General features: G+C 45.1%; 13 protein-coding genes. 9 read left to right on the top strand and 4 right to left on the bottom strand.

Annotation, left to right across the window (positions count from 1 at the left end; genetic code table 11):
• The first annotated feature begins 111 nt into the window (after window positions 1-111).
• The 6 genes from recC (at window position 112) to GYX91_RS01600 (ending at window position 12,320) form a co-directional block, all read left to right on the top strand.
• Window positions 112-3,336 carry an exodeoxyribonuclease V subunit gamma gene (gene recC / locus GYX91_RS01625; protein ID WP_174829771.1) on the top strand — a complete coding sequence of 1,075 codons (3,225 nt, stop codon included), beginning with the start codon at window positions 112-114 and terminating at the stop codon, window positions 3,334-3,336.
• Window positions 3,336-6,962: an exodeoxyribonuclease V subunit beta gene (recB, locus tag GYX91_RS01620; RefSeq protein ID WP_174829770.1), complete on the top strand. Its 3,627-nt coding sequence runs from the start codon at window positions 3,336-3,338 to the stop codon at window positions 6,960-6,962. Before recC ends, recB begins: the two co-directional genes overlap by 1 nt.
• 54 nt (window positions 6,963-7,016) lie before the next feature.
• The gene (locus GYX91_RS01615) at window positions 7,017-7,418 is read left to right on the top strand and encodes a hypothetical protein (protein ID WP_025329987.1); all 402 of its coding nucleotides are present in this window, start codon (window positions 7,017-7,019) and stop codon (window positions 7,416-7,418) included.
• 117 nt (window positions 7,419-7,535) lie between these two features.
• Window positions 7,536-8,519 (top strand): hypothetical protein, encoded by a 984-nt coding sequence (locus GYX91_RS01610; RefSeq protein WP_144340627.1) that lies wholly within the window; start codon window positions 7,536-7,538, stop codon window positions 8,517-8,519.
• Between the two features lie 296 nt (window positions 8,520-8,815).
• Entirely contained in the window at window positions 8,816-10,132 is a 1,317-nt protein-coding gene (locus GYX91_RS01605; RefSeq protein WP_174829769.1) for a DUF445 domain-containing protein, read from the top strand.
• 106 nt (window positions 10,133-10,238) lie between these two features.
• On the top strand, window positions 10,239-12,320 hold the full coding sequence (locus GYX91_RS01600) for a TonB-dependent receptor domain-containing protein (protein WP_174829768.1): 2,082 nt from the start codon (window positions 10,239-10,241) through the stop codon (window positions 12,318-12,320).
• A gap of 81 nt (window positions 12,321-12,401) precedes the next feature.
• Here the strand turns inward: GYX91_RS01600 and GYX91_RS01595 are convergent, their stop codons facing one another.
• The 3 genes from GYX91_RS01595 to GYX91_RS01585 form a co-directional block, all read right to left on the bottom strand.
• Complete coding sequence (locus GYX91_RS01595; RefSeq protein ID WP_174829767.1) at window positions 12,402-12,920, bottom strand: Spy/CpxP family protein refolding chaperone; 519 nt, start codon at window positions 12,918-12,920, stop codon at window positions 12,402-12,404.
• A 169-nt stretch (window positions 12,921-13,089) separates the two neighbouring features.
• On the bottom strand, window positions 13,090-15,498 hold the full coding sequence (locus GYX91_RS01590; protein ID WP_174829766.1) for a membrane-bound PQQ-dependent dehydrogenase, glucose/quinate/shikimate family: 2,409 nt from the start codon (window positions 15,496-15,498) through the stop codon (window positions 13,090-13,092).
• Window positions 15,499-15,941: 443 nt separating this feature from the next.
• Window positions 15,942-17,117: a phosphoglycerate kinase gene (locus GYX91_RS01585; protein WP_174829765.1), complete on the bottom strand. Its 1,176-nt coding sequence runs from the start codon at window positions 17,115-17,117 to the stop codon at window positions 15,942-15,944.
• Window positions 17,118-17,370: 253 nt separating this feature from the next.
• On the opposite strand from GYX91_RS01585, the gene GYX91_RS01580 reads away from it, so the two are divergent.
• From GYX91_RS01580 to GYX91_RS01570, 3 genes are all read left to right on the top strand, one after another.
• Window positions 17,371-17,754, top strand: a complete 384-nt coding sequence (locus GYX91_RS01580; RefSeq protein ID WP_037475497.1) for an MAPEG family protein — start codon at window positions 17,371-17,373, stop codon at window positions 17,752-17,754.
• Between the two features lie 54 nt (window positions 17,755-17,808).
• Window positions 17,809-18,246, top strand: a complete 438-nt coding sequence (locus tag GYX91_RS01575) for a GFA family protein (protein ID WP_084587301.1) — start codon at window positions 17,809-17,811, stop codon at window positions 18,244-18,246.
• A 156-nt stretch (window positions 18,247-18,402) separates the two neighbouring features.
• Window positions 18,403-18,873 carry an ester cyclase gene (locus GYX91_RS01570; protein ID WP_174829764.1) on the top strand — a complete coding sequence of 157 codons (471 nt, stop codon included), beginning with the start codon at window positions 18,403-18,405 and terminating at the stop codon, window positions 18,871-18,873.
• Window positions 18,874-18,993: 120 nt separating this feature from the next.
• Here the strand turns inward: GYX91_RS01570 and GYX91_RS01565 are convergent, their stop codons facing one another.
• Window positions 18,994-20,175: an acetyl-CoA C-acetyltransferase gene (locus tag GYX91_RS01565; RefSeq protein ID WP_174829763.1), complete on the bottom strand. Its 1,182-nt coding sequence runs from the start codon at window positions 20,173-20,175 to the stop codon at window positions 18,994-18,996.
• Window positions 20,176-20,178: the final 3 nt, after the last annotated feature.

Below are 20,178 nucleotides of genomic sequence, written 5' to 3'. Positions count from 1 at the left end.
TTTTATGTCAACGCAATAAAAACAGCTAAAGGCACAAAATCATTTTGACTAATCGCTCAGGCAGCTCCGGTACAGCTATAATAACAACCTTAACTGGTGCCGGATGCTGTTATGCTGTATGTTTATCAATCCAATCAATTATCTGATTTAGCTGCTTTATTTGCCAGCGTATATCAGCATACCTCACCACAGTCAGCATGGGCTGCAACAGAAATCGTGGTACAGAGTCAGGGTATGCGCCGCTATCTGAATCACTATCTGGCTCAGGAGCACGGTATTGCCGCCAATCTGCATTTCAGTCTGCCGGCCAGCTACATCTGGCAATTAACCCATCGGGTATTACCGCAAACACCAGCGCTTAACCCGTTTCAGTCAGAAGTATTGCGCTGGCGCTTACTGGGATTGTTTCATAGCCCGGCGTTCAGACAACCCCAATTATGCCAAACTGCTACCGCACTACATTCTTATCTTGATAGCAGCACACAGGCACCTTACCATCTGGCCGGAAAACTTGCTGATATGTTTGACCAATATTTAATCTATCGCAATGATTGGATAAATAATTGGCAGGAAAACAAATCTGCGAATCTGGGTGAAGATGAGCAATGGCAGGCAGAGCTATGGCGCTGGCTGAATAATGAATCAGATTTACCACACCGTGCCGGCTTAATGCAGGAATTTCTGAGCAAACTTGGTTCTGAACATTTACCCGAGCGGATATTCGTATTCGGTATTGCCACACTGGCACCGGTTTATCTGCATGCATTACAGGTAATAGCACAATATACTGATGTGCATATATTTGCGGTAAACCCGTGTGCTGAGTACTGGGGCAATGTGCTCTCAGCAGATATGCTGCTCAATAGTCAGGAAACAGACCTGAGTGTGGTTGGTCATCCTTTACTGGCCAGTCTGGGCAAACAGGGGCGGGATTTTTTTGATGCACTCAATGATCTGGGTGAAGTAGTGTATATGCCTTCTGTCTATGCTCAGTGTGATGAAGTGGCAGATACTCTGTTACACCGTCTGCAAAACGATATTCAGTGCCTGCAACATCCGAAACAGTCTGAACCACCCTACCGGCTGCAGGAATATGATAATTCCATTCAGATTGTGGCGGCGCATTCCTGCCTGCGTGAACTGCAAATTCTCAAAGAGCAGCTGATTCAGGATCTGGCCGCACATCCGCACTGGCAGCCGCAGGATATTGCGGTACTTACCCCTCATATTGGGCCTTATCTGCCTTTTATCCACGCAGTATTCGGACAAACGCAGGGCAACACGCCTGCTCTGCCTTACAATATTGCCGACGTTAAAATCAGCCTGCATGAACCCCTACTGCAATTATTCGAAAAACTGCTGCAACTGATGCAGAGCCGGTTTGATATAGAAACTGTGCTACCTTTGCTGGATGAATCTGCTCTGCGCGCACGTTTTGATTTAAACGACAGCGACGCAGAACTGATTCACCGTGTCTGGAGCGAACAAGGGGTACGCTGGGGTGTGGATGCAGATATGCGTCATGAATATGGCGGACAGGGTAAGCACTTTACCTGGCAGCAGGCGCGTGAACGTACGGTACTCGGCTGGCTGCTGCCGGAAAATAAATATACGGCACTGTGGCAGCAACAACTTCCGTGGTTCGGTGATATCGGCCAGACTGAAATTCTGGCACGCGCACAACAGTTAATAGATTGTCTGATTAAACATCATAGCTGCTGGCAAAAAGCAGCTACCATTCCCGAATGGATTGCGCGTACACGACAACTTCTGCGGGATTTAGCCGATACTGATTCTCTGTCCGGACATGCCATGCAGCAACTGGAAACCAGTCTGGCTGAATGGCAGGCGCAGGCAGCACTGGCACAATTTAATCTGACTATTGAACCGGCCATTGCAATCGAGCATTTGCAGAATTATTTATCCACTACCCGTCAGGCCGGATTTCTGCGCGGCGGGATTACCTTTTGCAGTATGGTACCGATGCGCAGCCTGCCCTTTCGCTGTATCTGTCTGCTCGGTCTGAATGACGGCGAATTTCCCCGTACTACAAAATCTGCTGCTTTCGACCTGATTGCACAGCACCCGCGCCGTGGCGATCGTGCCCGTCGCAACGATGACCGTTATCTGTTTCTTGAATCTATTTTAAGTGCGCGCGAAAAACTGTATTTGTCGTATATCGGTAAAGATATTCGTAAAAACGAAGAACTGGCCCCCTCTGCTCTGCTTTATGAGCTGACCGATGTTCTGGCCGCCATGACCGGCTGTAATCCGCTGGTATTTAATCAGCAGCATATCATCAGACACCCATTACAACCCTTTTCCTATCGCTATTTTAACGGCGATTTAGTCAGCTGCCGCAGTGATTACGCCACGGCACTGAATCAGAATACAGATAAGCCTGCGCCATTTTATGCAAAAATAACTGAACCGGAAAAACAAAATCAGGAAGTTGATATTGAATCCTTTATCCGGTTCTGGCGTAATCCGGTACGTCACTGGCTTCAGCAGCAGTTACAATGGCAGGCACCCTATCAGGAAACACCAATCAGTGCAGCAGAACCGTTTGCAATTGAAAACAGTGCATCGATTTATACTGCCTATACCCGTGCACGCCGGCAGCATCTGGATTTTGCTGAGGTAGATGCAGCACTGGCAGTAAGCGGACTGGTGCCTGAAGGCGAGCTGGGCGTGATTGTCAGCCAGGTTTTACGCAATCAGACACTGGCTCTGGACAGCAGCATACTGTTCAGTCCCGCTGTCGCCGATATTGCCTTTATTTTTGAACACGAACAGTTACAGCTAAGTGGCAACATCAGCCGTTTACATCAGTGCGGGCAGCTGATTGAACGGAATCACGCCCCGACAGCACCGGATAATATTGAGTTATATCTGCGCCATTTACTCCTCTGCGCTACTGAAAGCGAAGGTGCACAGGACACATATGAGCTTTATCCGGCCAAACCGCGCATGCTGGCAGCAATGAGCCTGATTGATGCGCAAGCACAACTGGCTTTATGGCTTGAGTATTACCGGCTAGGACAAAGCCGGCCACTGCCCTTTTTTCCGAAAACCAGCCTTACCACTGCCCTTAAGTGGTATCGTAACCGGCAAAAGAAAAACCGTGCACCTGAATATGGTGCCGAAGAACGCAGTACCGCGTTTAAAGTCTATGCAGACAGCCATAACGGAAAACCGCAGGCCGACTATCCTGAAGTAGCTCAGGTATTTGGCCGCGATGAAGAACTGCCGATTGACACCCCTCTGTTCTGGCAACTGATTGAAGAATTACTGCTGCCCATGACAGCAGCGTTGGAAACCGCTGATAAATTATAATGAGCCAAGCATTAAATCCGATTACCATGCCCTTAAACGGCAGCAGCCTGATTGAAGCTTCTGCCGGTACCGGGAAAACCTTTAACATTGCCGCCCTGTTTGCACGGCTGGTGTTACTGGAACGCATGCCGGTTGACGCTATTCTGGTGGTCACTTTTACCAAAGCAGCTACAGCGGAGCTGAAAACCCGTCTGCGTACCCGCCTTAATCAGGCTCTGGCTCTGTTACAAAATAATCTGCCTGCGGAACAGAATGACCCGATACTGCAACAGCTGATTGACTGTGCCCGCAGTCAGGATGATGATGCCAGCCTGATTCTACGTCTGCAGGCAGCCATTACCCAGTTTGACCGTGCAGCCGTTTACACCATTCACGGATTCTGCCAGCGCGTACTCACTGATTATGCCTTTTTATGCCAGACCCCATTTGATACGGAAACTATTGAAACTGATCCGGAAATGCTGTGCCGGTTTGCCGAAGACTTCTGGCGGCAGCAAGTAAGCAATAACAGCAGTATGGCCACGCTGGCTGTCACTTACAAACTTACCCCTGCCCGGCTTATGCAGGAAATGGGACGGCACTGCGGCATGGTAGATTTACAGGTACGCCAGCCGCCGGTTGCGGATATAGCCGGCATAAATAACTGCTGGCAACAGGCATGGCAGAGCGTATGTACACATTTCAGCCTTATTCAGGATTCATTCTGGCAGTTACATCAGCAACTAAATGGCAATATTTACCGCCAGAAAAGTTATCAGCAGCTTTTCACCGACCTGCAGCAGGTAATGGAAAGCGAAGTAAACTGCCATTCTTTTTCTTCTTCTGTACTGGAAAAATGTGCCAAACTGGCTTCATCCCAGCTACAGGAAAACACCAAAAAAAATCAAACACTCAATAATGAGCTGATAGCTAACATTGCCCCACTGGTCGAACTGGCAGAAGCTGTTGCTGCCATGCTGATTGCAGAAGACAGCATATCACTGCAATTACAGCTGGACTGTTTTAACTACGTGCGCCAGTGTCTGAATCAGCACCGGCGCAACAGCCACCAGCGCAGCTTTGACGATTTACTGGCAGATCTGGGTCTGGCACTGTCTGCGGATAATCCCATGTCTGAAACACTGGCCGCAGCACTGGCGCAAACATGGCAGATTGCACTAGTAGACGAATGTCAGGATACTGATCCGTTGCAGTACCGAATTTTCAAAACCGCGTTTGCCGAACAAAACCGCCCGCTTATTATGGTGGGTGACCCGAAACAGGCTATTTACCGTTTCCGTGGTGCTGATATTCACGCCTATCTGCGTGCCGCTGCCGATACCCCGCCACAGCAGCGCTATACCCTAACTACTAATTACCGCAGCCATCAGGCACTGGTACAGGCCATTGGCCTCCTGTTCAGCGGCAAAAAGCTGCCTTTTATTCTTGAGGGTATCAGCTATCCTCAGGTTCAGGCACAGGCAGAAAATAACCGTCTGCATTACAGTCACGACAATACTGTTATACCGGCGGTAGTGGTGCGCTGGCTGCATGAAAAAATAGATGTCAGCGATAAGGGAGCGGAAATTATCCCGAATAAAGACAGTCTGCGGACACGTGCGGCCGAATATTGTGCCTATGAAATTGCCGGCATGATTAATCAGGGTATGCGCGGAGAACTGCTACTGAGTAACCGTCCGTTACAGGCTGGCGATATTGCCGTATTGGTGCATTCACATAATGAAGGCCGCATGATTGCCGGCGCATTGAAACGCTGCGGCATCATGAGCGTCTCTCTTGGAAACCATTCAGTTTTTTCCAGCACTGAGGCACAGGCTGTCGAGGCTCTGTTACGTTTCTGGCTGCAACCGCAGCGCACTGAAACATTACGCTTTATCCTTGGCGGTGTATTGTTCGGCTGGACAGCAGCACAGCTGGCAGAACTGAACCGGAATGAAAATACACTGAGCGAATGGATACAGCTGGCACTGCAAACCCGCGAACAATGGCAGCAGTATGGTATTTATCCTGCCATACAGTGGTTTGCCGGCCAGACCGGCATGGAAATCAGATTGCTTACACAGCGCAATGAGCGCAGCCTGACCAATCTGTGGCAACTGGCCGAATTACTGGCTGCTGCTGAACAAACCCTGCCGACGGCCAACGCCCTGCTGAACTGGCTGACCAGTGCCATCAGCAACGAACGGTCAGCAGGTGAAAGCAGTCTGCTGCGACTGGAAAGTGATGAAGCACTGGTTAAAATTGTGACCATGCATGCTTCCAAAGGGCTGGAATATCCGGTGGTATTCTGTCCGTTTGCATGGGATGGTAAAGAGACCATTAATAATCAGGAACACTGGCAACGTCTGCATCAGCAGGATAAAGTGGAATTGATTGCCAATAGTTTGCTCAGTGACAGCGACCGGGATGAGCTGGAATGCGAAAGTATGGCCGAACGTTTGCGTCTGTATTATGTAGCCTTTACCCGGGCACGCGAACAACTGATACTGTACACTGCCGCCTGCAACAATACCGCCAGTAACCCCATGGCATGGCTACTGGACGGACAGCCGGACAATACCCTGAAAGAATCACGCCAATTCTGGCAGGAAACCCATAAGCCCAATCTGCCCAGTACTTTACGTGCTGCATGGCATCAATGTCTGGCTGCCGGCAACCCTGAGCTGTTTCAATGGTGTGAAGGTAATGTAGACCCTGCCTGTATTGATATCAGTAAAAAACCCGAACAACCTTATCGTGCACTAACACCGACAGTAAGGACTTTTCAATCCATACGCTATACCAGCTTCACCAGTCTGAGCCGGCATGATTACAGTCACCGCGAATCTGCTCCGGAAGAAGAAAAAATAGCACCTGCGCTGGATCAGGCTGAAGTACAGATTCAGCCGCTGAGCCCCGATACAGAAGCGGAAACACCTGTGCTCGCATTCGAGCGCGGTATCAACGCCGGACTTTGTCTGCATGCCATACTGGAACAGACCGAATTCAGCCTGCCGGCTACTGCAACGGAACAGGAGCATATTCTCGACTGTCTGGCGCGTTATGGTTTCGACAGCCGGCACAGCACCACCATGCAGACGCTTACTGATACCGTACGCCAATGCCAGCTGTCACCACAAACCATTATTGCAAACATACCTAAAGCACAACGAGTGGCTGAAATGAATTTCATGCTGCGGGTTGCCGATTTCAGTATCGCAGATTTACAACAGTGGTTTACCCACACATCCGGATTACCGCAATGTTGTGTTCAGGCAGCACAGGAGCTGGATTTTGCTACGGTAAACGGATTTATCAACGGGGCTATCGATCTTCTAGGCGAAGACCGGCATGGTCAGGTATATGTTATTGATTACAAATCCAACCATTTGGGAAATCGTCTGTCAGACTATACCCGGGAAAACATGGACGAGGCTATTGCCAGACATCATTACTACCTTCAGGCACTCATTTACAGCATTGCCTGTGCACGATTTCTGCACAGTCGCCGGCAGCTTCCGCCCAGTATCAGCGTACGTTATCTCTTCCTGCGCGGACTTAATCCGCACAACCAGAATGGCATATGGAAATGGGATATAGACACAGCCAGTCTCAGACCATGGCTAGTAGAACATGACAAAGTATAGCAGCTGCGGTATATTAACCATTCCAGCCGTATTTTTCGCTAAGGAAGCAACAACATGCTCAACAAGCCCGAAGAATTTATCATGGCCATACTTGCCGGCATATGGGTCGTTATCACCTTTATTATCTGTCGCTATCTGCATCTGCCAACTGATACGGGTTTATTAGTTACTACCCTGACATTGATATGGGCGCTGGTATTTTTCCTGTTATGGCAGCGCGGGCGTACATGCAAAATCTGGCCGGTTTTTCTGGGGCTTCTGGTTATGTGCTGGTGGCGCGCTATTTGTTACTCATCTACCGAGATTATTCTTAACAATGATAACAGTACCTCCACACTGGTACACTGGTACGGCAGCTGGACAGCTCTGATTATTTATGCGCTGATTCCGGTCATTGCCGGTTACGGATTCAAGTGGTGGCAACATAAACGCCGTAAACCACAAGTAACGGCTTGAGGTTGCAGTTTACTGAGATAGTCTGATACATATTGTTAAAAATACAATTAATACAAAAATTCGGATTAATGAGATTATAGGTAATCAAATTAAGATTATCGCTAGGGGCTGAATAAATTGAAAAAAAATCGATTTATTGAATTTTTTAACCCACAAAACTCCCTGAAGCTTTCGTTAATTTATTTAACTATCCTTTATCTTTTCGGGACGCTTTTGCGACCACCTTTCTGGTATCCCTATTTTAACACTGACATTGAATTTCTCTTAATTTATGGCTGCTTATATCTCTTTGGTCTTTTATTAATATGGATATTCGGGTTAACAATAAAACAGATTTTTTCTGCATACTTTAATGATAAACACAGTCCGAATAAGACACCATCAACCGTTACACTATTGTGTTATTCAATCAGTAATTTTCTGATTTGTGTTTTCTTTATTTATTTACAATCAATCACATATCAAGTTTTCATTTATTTCAATAATTTCCTTGTTTTTATTTATACCTTTGTTAACAGCATTGGTGCTTTTATTATTTTAATATTTAAACTTATCTGTCAGGTTTTATCATTTAAACGTCGTAGAACAGTTTCTGCTTCCGATAATTCATTAGCCATCAAAAAAACTAACACTGACCAAAAAGCCAGTACGGGTAAATTCAGTATTAAAAAGTTGCTCATTTTTGCAGCAGTTTATTTATTTGTGCTGACTTGCAGTAACAGCTTAATTGGCAGAGGATTAATGATTCCTTACTTTGAAGGTGACATACTTAATATCCTCTCTGTAGTAATGTTTCTGTGCTTTATACTTTACTGGATTGATATATTACTGGCCTTTGCTCTCGCTATCAAAGATAGTGTTACCCCAAAAAATCAAGTTGCATGGTCTGATTTATTCAATTATTTAACTTACAGCTCGGTCTATTATTTACTGGCACTCACTATTTTATATCCACTAACAGGCGAATTATCTGGCGCAATAGCCGAAGAGCAATTCGAAAATATATGGCTGATTAACTATTCGCTCTATATAATTTTAAATTATATTGGCGTACTCATTATTTTGTCGGTAAAAGCATTCCAAAAACCATTACCCGAATAATCAGTTTCCAGTAATGATTTATACCAGCTAAAAAGCACAATGTTATATCAATGAAATATTCATGGAATATTAAATAATATGTATTATTTAATATAGGGTTCGAGTAAAAAATTTATTATACAATCAAATCCAGCTAACGATACCAACCTTTAACTACCGGCTATTTCTCCCTTATTAAGATTGATACTTTTATTCAGTTGAGTAAATTCAGGAAATCACACCGGCAACAAGACCAATTAACCAGTAAGCTTATATACTGAAAAATTTTATTCGGATATCTGAAACACACCGATATTATGAACACAGCCACTATTACCAGTCTGATACAGCGCCAGCGTCTGCGACGCATGCGAATACTGGCTACCAGTTTGCTGATTATTGCCTGTGTTTTATTTGTTTTAAGCTGCCTGCTGCAAAAACAATATCCGGCTCTGGTCTATCTTAAAGCATTTACCGAAGCCGCCATGGTAGGTGCACTGGCAGACTGGTTCGCAGTTACTGCCCTGTTTCGCCATCCCCTTGGTCTGCCTATTCCTCATACCGCAATTCTGCCTCAGAAACAGGAAAGAATTGCCAATGAATTCGGACATTTTATTGAAAATAATTTTTTACAGGATAAAGCAATTGCCGGACGCATCTATCGTATGCATCCGGCCAGAAGAACCCTGCAATGGCTATGTGCTCCGCAAAATCAGCAAAAATGGCTGCCTGTTCTGACCAGCCAGATTCCGCTGCTGTTAAATACCGCCAGTGCCCGTGAAGTAGCCGGATTTTGCAGTCAGCTGCTAAACACCCAGTACAGCGGTGCCCGTCTGGGCAAAACACTGGCAAACTTTCTTCATTTAATCCATAAACAAGGTATTGATACACTGCTGATACGATCTTTACTGCAACAAATACGCCAATGGCTGCAAAACGAACAGACACGGGCACAACTTGAAAAAAGTCTGTTATCTTGGGTAAGTAAAATTGAAAAAAGCGATCCCAGTACTTGGGATAAATTTAAGGCTTCGCTGAAAACGACACTGACTGCACGTATTGATGACTGGGTCGCCGGCAAAGCACTCGATTGGGCAGACTCCTATATAGATGCGGTATTGGCGAACCCAAAGCACTCTTTCTGGCGCGCCTGCCGAAAACAGTTTCTCGTTACCGAACGCAAATTACGTCGCAGCCGGAGCTGGCACAGATGGCTTGCGGCCGGACGGCAGCAACTGCTGCGCTCTACAGCATTGCAACAAAGCATAATGGATTTATGGGATAGTTTTGTGGCATGGAGTGAACACGACACCAGCCAGAGTAATTCATGGTGGCAGCAGCAGCTTGGCCGGTTATCTACCCATATACAGCAGCAAGCCATGCAAAACCCGCGATTTATGCAGCGTCTGGATACCCGAATTACATTGTGTGCAAAACTCATCACTCGCCAGTATAAAAATCGCGTCAGTCAGTTCATTGCCGATAAAGTCAAAAGCTGGGACAGTAAACAAATGGTTGATAAACTCGAATTGAGTGTCGGGCGTGATTTACAGTTCATTCGTATCAATGGCACGCTTGTTGGCGGTTGCATCGGTCTGCTTATTTATATTGCATCTCAATGGATAGCCGCCTGAACATACATAAAATTACATTGAGTTAAAAAATTAAATTTATTCAAAGATTAATTTATATTTTTTAAGATATAATAAATTAAATTATTTCAGCCATTCAGGCACTCCCATGCATTATCGTGACAAATCTCTTTTCTTTTTAGCCCTGTCCTGTCTTATTTCTACAGTTCGTGCCCAGCCACAATCAGAAAATACAGAACCGCATACAGCAGAATTAAGTCCGGTAGTGGTGGTCGCTTCCAAACAAAGTACCTCGGGAGTTGAAGTAATCAACCCCAAAACAGCCCTTCAGCCTTTACCGGCACAGGACGGTGCTGATTTACTTAAATCAGTTGCAGGAATGAGTGTCACGCGTAAAGGCGGTAGCTCCGGTGATCCCCTGCTACGCGGTCTGGGCGGTTCGCGCCTGCTGATCAGTGCTGACGACCAGTTTGTACTGGGCGGCTGTCCCGGACGTATGGACCCGCCCACCTCCTATCTGTTTCCGGCCAGCTACGACAGAGTCATTATTACCAAGGGACCACAAGCGGTTAATCAGGGGCCGGGAATGATTAGCGGTTCTGTACGTTTTATCCGTGATGAAAAACCACTATCTCAGCCCACTGCCAAATTAGACAGTGCCTTTACAAAAGGATCATTCGGGCGCAGTGATGCTTATATCGACGGTACACTGGGTAATCAGTACGGCTGGCTTCGGCTCAATGCCAGTCACAATGAGTCTAAAGATTACAAAGACGGTAATGGAGACACCATTCATTCTGCATTCAAACGCAATAATCAGATGGCTCAGGCAGCTCTTACCCCATTTACTGACACCCTGCTGGCTGTACAATATGAACACAGCACCGGCCATGCCCGCTATGCCGACCGCAGTATGGATGGTACCCAGTTCGACCGTCATGGCTGGTCAATGAAATTGCGCCAGCAAAATATCACCAACTGGCTGAGTCAGCTGCAGTTTGAATATGGTCGCAGCAAAATCGACCATGTGATGGATAATTTCAGTCTGCGTACTCCTGCACCAATGAAGATGGCTTCCGGTATGAGCAAAATGGCATCGGATATGCCAAATATGAATGGTATGCATACCACCATGCCGGTACGCCGCATGTATTCAGTAATGAATCCTTCGCGTGAAATAAAATCAGCTAAATTGTCAGCACAGATAGAGCTGGGAAATACACACAGTGAAATCGGTGCAGACTGGCAGAATGATGAAGTCAGCACCCGGCCGATGGTAATGAGTACCAGTAAACAGCAGGCAGAAAATTATTACAAACTGCCCTTTATCTGGAACCAGACTTATAAACGTCACGGTGCCTATATTCAGAGTGAATGGAATATAAATGATAATAACAGTCTCTTTGGCGGTTTTCGTCATGACTGGACCAGTACCCTATTTAATCCGCAGAAAAATGCCATTGCCTCAAAGTATTTGCGCCAGCATCAGGGACTGAATGCCGGCTTTATCCGTCTGGAACACCGCAACAATAAACTAACCAGCTATCTCGGCTATGGTATTGCCGAGCGTGCTCCTGATTACTGGGAACGCAGTAAAGCCAACGGCGAAAAATTGCGTAAAGAAACCAACCATGAAATCGATGCCGGTTTAAGTTATCAAGGTAACAGCATCAGCAGTTCAATTGATATTTTTGCAGGACAAATCAATGATTTTATTCTGATTGAAAGCATTAACAGCAAAAATTCAGCCCGTCAGATAGATGCGCGCCGCTATGGCTTCGAAGCCAGAACCAACTGGCAGTTCGCACCACACTGGAATCTTGGCGGCAGCCTCGCCTATACCTATGCCAGTAACCGCAGTGATAAACGACCACTGGCACAAACCCCGCCACTGGAATGGCGTACTTACCTCAACTGGGAAAACGAGCATTTCAGCGCCGGTGCCTTGTGGCGTGTTGTTACTAGTCAGCACCGCTATGCCAAAAATCAGGGCAACATTGTTGGCATGGACTTAGGTCAGAGCAGCGGCTTTGGGACACTGGCATTAAATGCCGGCTGGAAACCCGGTAAAAATATGCTGGTACAAATCGGAATCGACAATGTCTTTAACAAAACCTATGCCGAAGCAGTAAATAAATCTGCTTATGATTTTGATACCTATTCCGTACAACAATACCGAGTTAACGAGCTAGGACGCACACTGTGGGCACGGGCACAGATTAAATTCTGATAAATATTTCTTACCAAAGAAAAATAAAAACCCCGCAATGCGGGGTTTTAAATCACAAAACCGAACTACAGTAACAATAAATTATCGCGCTTTGGAGTGCAGCAACTTCTGTTGCTGACGCAAACGCCAATATTGCTGTTGCTGTTTCGGAGTCAGAATCTGATAGATATCATGTTCGCGTTTTAACTGTAAAAAATCATAATCAGCACGTGCCTGTTGCTGTTCAGCCCAAAGACGCTGTTCCTGTGCAATCATATTTTTAGCTTTAACATCATCAAATTGCTTATTTAATACCAGATTTTTACGCTCCTGTTGCAAATTAGCCAGAATCTGACGATTTTCATTGCTCATAAGCGGACGCTGGCTGGCATACTGATGATCAATTTTCTGTACCAGTGCCCTTTGCTGATTACTTAAATTCAACTGAGGCAAAATTGAATGTGGATTTACCGGACCCAAAACCGGTTTCTGCTCATGCACAACCACTGTTTCAGTTTCAGTGACTACTGCTGTCGGCGGCTGTTCTGTTCCAGCAGCAAAAGCACCCATACTCATTGAAGACAAAGCAGCAAGCGTTACTACACGGATAAAAGTTTTCATAACACAACTCCTTGTTATTTGAATTGAGAATATATTCATATTTAACAGACAGTATTTCATAGTAGTATGTAAAATCATGAATATAATTGAAATTAATTAGTAAACAATTTTATTAATTCCTTAAAAAACAGCACCCGTCCCAGGTGCTGTTTTTTAGTGCTGGTCAGATTTACTTTTTATCCGGCAACGCATAAGCAATTACATAGTCACCAACATCATTTGAATGGCTGGTACCACCGGCTGAAATAACCACATACTCCTTACCGGTTTTCGGAGAGACATAAATCAGCGGAGCAGCAACCGAACCCACTGGCAGGCGTGCTTTCCAAACTTCCTTACCGGTTTTGGCATCTATTGCACGCAGATAATAATCCTGCGTACCGGCAAAAAATACCAGACCGGAGGCAGTAGCTGTCGGACCGCCCAGCGTAGGCATACCAATCGGCATTGGCTGTTTTGTCTTAATATTCAGAGGTCCGGTATCCTGAACTGTGCCCATTGGCACCTGCCATACTAGCTGCTTGGTGTTCAAATCAATGGCACTCAGCGTACCAAATGGCGGCTGCTGACATGGTACACCCAGCGGAGATTGCAGAATGTCGATTTTCACACCGCCATAAATACCGGCAACCTGCGGCCGAATCGTACCCATAAATCCTGGTACTTCATCAGTAGAAACCTTGAACTGTTTTGCCTCCTCACGGGTAACCAACTGCATACGCAGTGCCATGCGCATATCGTTCACAAACATCAGATTCCGTGATTCATCAATTGAGATACCACCCCAGTTCATGCCGCCAAGCAGACTTGGCCATTCAATATACGGCTGTGCACTCGGTGGCGTAAACCGGCCTTTGTATACAGAATTCTTAAACAGAATACGGCAATATAACTGGTCAAACGGTGTGATACCCCACATACTGCGTTCAGTCAGCGGCTCATTACCAATATTGGGCATACCCACAGAATCAGGCTGCGTAGCAGACAAATGTTCACCTTCGGCTGCCGGAGCTGTAGGTACAGGGCTTTCCACAACTTTAGTGACAAATTCCCCGTTTCGTCGGTCAATTACAAAAATCTGCCCGGTTTTAGTAGTTTGAATCAGAGCAGGAATTTTCTGGCCTTTATCATTGGTAACATCATACAGTACAGGTTGAGAAGGCAAATCATAATCCCATACATCATGGTGAACCAGCTGACGTACCCAGCGTAATTTACCGGTGCTGGCATCCAGAGCAACCACTGCTGCCCCGAATTTTTCCTTAATATGATTGCGGTCACCACCCCAGTAATCCGGCGGTCCATTGCCGGTTGGTAAATAAACCAGATTCAGTTCTTTATCATAAGTAGGAATAGTCCAGACATTAGGTGTTTCAAGTGTGTAATTCTGACCGGGCTTAGCCAGACCTTCAGGTTTACCAATATCCCATGTCCACACCAGCTTACCGTCACGTACATCAAATGCCCGTACCGCGCCAGATGGTTCACCGTGAACAATATCGCGAACCCAGCCGCCTACAACAGTTAAATGTCCCATCATTACCGGCAGAGAAGTCGGATGATAGCGCTTACTGTTTTCAGTCGGCCCCATATAAGCCTTGAGATTCACATAACCATTGTCACCAAAACCCGGACATAACGTCCCTTTATCTGCATCCAGAGTAAACAGACGTGCATCCACTGTAGATACAACAATTCTGCGCCGGCATACAGACTGAGTATAAGCGGCTTTTTCAGCATTGGTCAGGCTATCATCCTTATCCATATCATAATAGCCTACCCCGCGGCAGGTTACATGCTCCGCAGTACGTGCTTTAGGATCAAAGCGCCAGATTAGCTTACCGGTATCCGCATCAATTGCAGATACCAAATTTTCCGGTGTGCATGAATACAGCTTGTCACCAATCTGCAATGGTGTATTTTCGTCTACACCGATTGCTTTACCAGAAGTACGGCGGCCAGTATGAAATGTCCATGCCACCTGCAGATTACGCACATTATCCGGATTTATCTGGGTATACGGCGCAAAGCGGGTACCGCGCTGATTTCTGCCAAAAAATGCCCAGTCAGACGGATTTTGAGCATTTTCATGTGCCGCATCAGCATTCTCACTGATATTAACCTGATTACGAATCTGACCATGCGGATAAAACGACGCAATCAGCGTGGCCAGTAAAGCCAGAAATATAACAACACCGCTAAAATTATAAAAACGGCGGCCGGAAGCTGAAACACCCTGATAGCCACTGCCTGACCACAAAGTCATCATAAGAAACAGTGCAGGTATAACCAGACGCGGCATCAGAGTCCAATAAGTTAACTCCGTTGCATCTGTTAATGCCCAGATTAGCGTTGCCACAAACACTGCCAGCGAAAACAAGGCAGTATAAGACTTACGCAAACCAACCATTATCGAAAGTACCAGATAAGCAATACCAGCCAGTAAATAATAGCAAGAGCCGCCAAGTATCAATAGCTTAATTCCGCCATAGCCTAGCGCCAGACCGCCAGCCAGCAATATCAATACAAGCAGCCAGCGTGGCAGATTACGCCAGCAACTTCCTGAAGAACCAGACATCAACTACTCCTAACCTGAATGTGTGAATAAATATTGCTAACCAACATGCAAAGTACATAAAACTTTACTTATCAGGCAGCAATATTTTTAAATTATTTAAAATTAGTTATTTATAAATTAATAAATACAAAAAGATACTTTAAATAAACATAAATAAATTAAAATTTACAAAGTAACTAAATTATTAACCTTTAAATAAGCCATTGTCAAAAAATTAACACTCAGTTTTTTAATACAGGAGGGATGCCCGAATAATGTACTTATCTCAGTACAATCCGAGTTTTATTCACATACAACAAAATATGTTTCTGCCGGAAAGAAGTTAACTTCTTATGTCATTGAATCATCATAAAAACAACAGACATGAAAAAAGCGAAATTGCGGTATTAAGCAATTTCGCCTAAAAAAGCATCCGTAACGATGCCGATAAATAAAATTAGCAATCAGGCTCGTGCAGTCAGCGCAGCAACGGCCGGTAAAGTCTTACCTTCAAGAAACTCCAGAAATGCCCCGCCACCAGTACTGATATAACTGATATCATCAGTTATACCAAACTGAGCAATTGCAGCCAGCGTATCACCGCCACCGGCAATTGAATAAGCATCACTATCAGCAATTGCCTTTGCCAGCACCTTAGTACCATGAGCAAATGCAGCAAATTCGAATACACCTACAGGACCATTCCAGACAATCGTTTTTGCCTCTTTCATCATCTCAGCCAGTCTCTGTGCTGATTGCGGACCAATATCCAGAATCATATCGTCTTCGGCCACATCGGCTACGTTTTTAATTTCAGCAGCTGCATCAGCATCAAAACGTTTGGCTACCACCACATCAACAGGCAAAGGAATATCACCGCCCTTAGCCGCTATCTTAGCCATAATCTGCCGTGCACTATCAACCAGATCAGCTTCAGCCAGCGATTGCCCTACAGGCAGTCCCTTTGCCAGTAAAAATGTATTGGCAATTCCGCCACCTACAATTAAATGATCCACCTTATCGGCCAGACTTTCCAGAATCGTTAGTTTAGTTGATACTTTACTTCCGCCCACAATAGCCACTACCGGAGCCTGCGGATTCTGTACTGCATGAGTTAACGCTTCCAGTTCAGCTGTCAGCAGCATACCGGCACAGGCCAGCGGTGCAAATTCTGCCACTGCGGCTGTAGAAGCTTCTGCACGATGTGCAGTACCAAAAGCATCATTAACATAGATATCACCAAGCGCAGCATAAGCTGCAGCCAGAGCTTGGTCATTTTCCTTCTCGCCGATATTCAGACGAACATTAGGCAGCATGATTACATGTCCGGCCTGCAACTGTGGTTTGTGTTCACGCCAGTCTTCTGCCACACTGACATTCTGACCTAATAATTCTCCTAATCGTTGCGCCACCGGAGCAACACTGTCTTCCGGTTTTGGAGCGCCGGCTTTCGGTCGTCCCAGATGTGTCAGCACCACAACTGCTGCACCCTGCTGCAAACAAAAACGAATCGAAGCTAAAGAAGCACGAATACGCGTATCATCAACAATAACACCATCTTTAATAGGCACATTCATGTCTACCCGAATCACAACGGTCTTGCCAGACACATCCTGATCAGCTAACTTTTTAAACAACATGGTTGAGTTCCCACAATAAAAAACGCTGATAAATTTGTTATATCACTCCGTACCTCCCAAAGAATGACAACATCAGCGCATCACAAACAGATAAAATAGTTATAAATCACAAAAAGCTTGAAAAACTTTAAATTATCTTATAATTTACCCATAGGGTAAAGTCACAGACAGGATAAAACTGCCCGTACTTAACCAGCGCCATCACATAATTTATTTAATTGCAGTACACACATAACTACCGAGGTACAACATTATGACTCTTGCTTACTGGTGTGTTTTAATAGCCATGCTTCTGCCATGGATTGCAGCATCTTATGCTAAAAAAAGTGGTGGTTTTAAAGCTGATGATAATCATCAGCCCCGTGAATTCATGGCTAAAGTACAGGGTAAAGCTGCACGTGCTAATGCTGCACAGCAAAATGGTTACGAAATATTTGCACCTTTCGCTGCTGCGGTCATTATTGCCCATGCAACTGATAACGCTGCCCAGTTCACCATTAACTTCTGGAGCGTATTGTTTATTCTCAGTCGCCTTGGTTATTTTTATTGTTACATTAAAGATAAATCTTTTGCCCGTTCATGTATCTGGGGAGTGGGCGTTATCTGTATCATTGCGCTTTACATAGCTGCAATCTGAATACATTTCAGGCAAGTAATATTGATAATTCAATCTGCAATAAAGGGGTAGTATATGAGCAAACAATCAGGTTCATGTCTTTGCGGCAAAGTTAAATTTTCTCTGGAAACAGATAACCACTCACTGAGTGCCTGCCATTGCAGTACCTGCCGTAAATGGAGTGCAGGTCCGCTGATGACAATTATGCATAATGGTAAGATTCAGTTTGAAAATACAGAATTCATCAAAAATTACAATTCATCAGAATGGGCGGAACGCGGATTTTGCTCAGAGTGCGGTACTCATCTGTATTATCACTTAAAAAATAGCGACCAATACTACATAGCCGCATGGACACTTGACCAGCCTGATGCCCTTGACCAGCCTGACGCCTTGGATTTCAATCTTCAAGTTTATATTGATAACAAACCGGAATGCTATTCTTTCGCCAATCAGACACATAATCTGACAGAGGCTGATATTCAGCAAATGATAGCAGAGCAGCAGAAATAATCACGGCCGGATTAGCCTATCCAACAGTTCTTATCCGAATAAATAACTATATTGTTTTATTTAGTTTAATTGCGACCATTCAAGCGGTCTGCATTATAGATTAATAACGCATTATAGATAGAGTTTATCTAAATAAAAATAGGAATTGGAGTTGGTATGAATGTAATTAAAAAAAGCTTTTTAATTGGTATTTGTTTGTTGAGTTTCACAGGTGTTGTCGCAGCAAAAGATTTAAAGCAAAGAAATATCGCTCAAGAAGAAGAAAATCGTACACTAGTTATCAATTTTTATAATAACTTTTTTAATAAACATCAACTTGCTGAGGCAACAAAAACACTGGCTGAAGATTATAAACAACATAATCCTTATGTCGCTAATGGTAGAACACCTGCGATTACTTATTTCGAAGATTTCTTTAAACAAAATCCGCAATCAAGTGCTATCATAATTCGTTCATCTGTGGAGGGCGATATTGTATGGTTACATGTCCATTCTAAAATCAATAAAGATGATCTTGGTAAAGCAGTAGTTGATATATTCCGAGTTAAAGATGGAAAAATAGTTGAGCATTGGGATGTGATTCAAAATGTACCAGAGCAGGCAGAAAATAATAATACGATGTTTTAATGATTAATCCGACAACTTATAAGCGCCTTAACGGCGCTTTCTTCGTTCAAGCAAAAACAGACTATATATGTTTAATATATAGTCTGTTTTCAATTGGATATTCAGTGAAATTAAACTGTATTACATACGCTCAACAATCATTGCAATACCCTGACCGCCGCCGATACACAGCGTAGCCAGCCCGAACTGAACATCTTTTGCCTGCATACCATATAACAGACTTACCAGAATGCGGGTACCACTGGCTCCAATCGGATGACCAATCGCAATCGCACCACCATGGATATTGGTCTTATCCATATCAAAATGCAATTCGCGGCCTACTCCGAGGAATTGTGCAGCAAAAGCTTCATTTGCCTCAACCAGATCAATATCAGTCAGTGCCAGACCGGCCTTCTGCAAAGCTTTCTGTGTCGCAGGTACAGGTCCCAGCCCCATCAGTGCAGGACTGACACCAGCACTGGCATAACTGCGAATACGTGCCAGAGGCTGTAATCCGAGTTCTTTTGCTTTGCTTTCCGCCATCACCAACACAGCAGCAGCACCATCATTAATTCCTGATGAGTTGCCGGCAGTCACTGTTCCATCGGCACTGAATGCCGGTTTCAATTTAGCCAGTGCTTCAGCAGTTGCCTCTGCCCGCGGATATTCATCACGCGCAAATACAGTATCACCTTTACGTGACTTAATTGTTACGGGCACAATTTCTGCATCAAATACACCGGCTGCAACCGCCTGCGCAGCCAGCTGCTGAGAACGTAAAGCCAGCTCATCCTGTTCCTGCCGGCTGATCTGATATTTCTGTGCAATATTTTCAGCAGTAATCCCCATATGATAATGATTGGTAGCACAGGTCAGCCCGTCGTGTACCATAGTATCAATTACCTGCTGATTACCCATACGATAGCCCCAGCGTGCACGGCTATCCAGCAGATATGGTGCCCGCGTCATATTTTCCATACCGCCGGCTATTACTACCTCTACATTCTGTGCGGCAATAGACTGAGCGGCCAGTGCTACCGTTTTTAATCCCGAACCGCATACTTTATTAACTGTATACGCCGGTACACTATCAGCCAGTCCGGCTGCCAGAGCTGCCTGTCGTGCCGGATTCTGTCCCAGCCCGGCCTGCAGCACATTACCCATCACTACTTCATCAACCAGTCCGCTTTCAACACCGGCACGGCTTAAAGTTTCAGCAATAACCAGCTTACCCAAATCTACTGTGCCTACACTGGCCAGCGAACCATTAAAGCTGCCTACAGGTGTACGAGCTGCACTGACAATAACTGCATTTTCCATATT

The organism is Snodgrassella sp. ESL0304 (assembly GCF_013344995.1).
Lineage (GTDB): Bacteria > Pseudomonadota > Gammaproteobacteria > Burkholderiales > Neisseriaceae > Snodgrassella > Snodgrassella alvi.
Note: the sequence above shows the minus strand (reverse complement) of the source record. Positions and strands in the feature narration are given on the sequence as shown.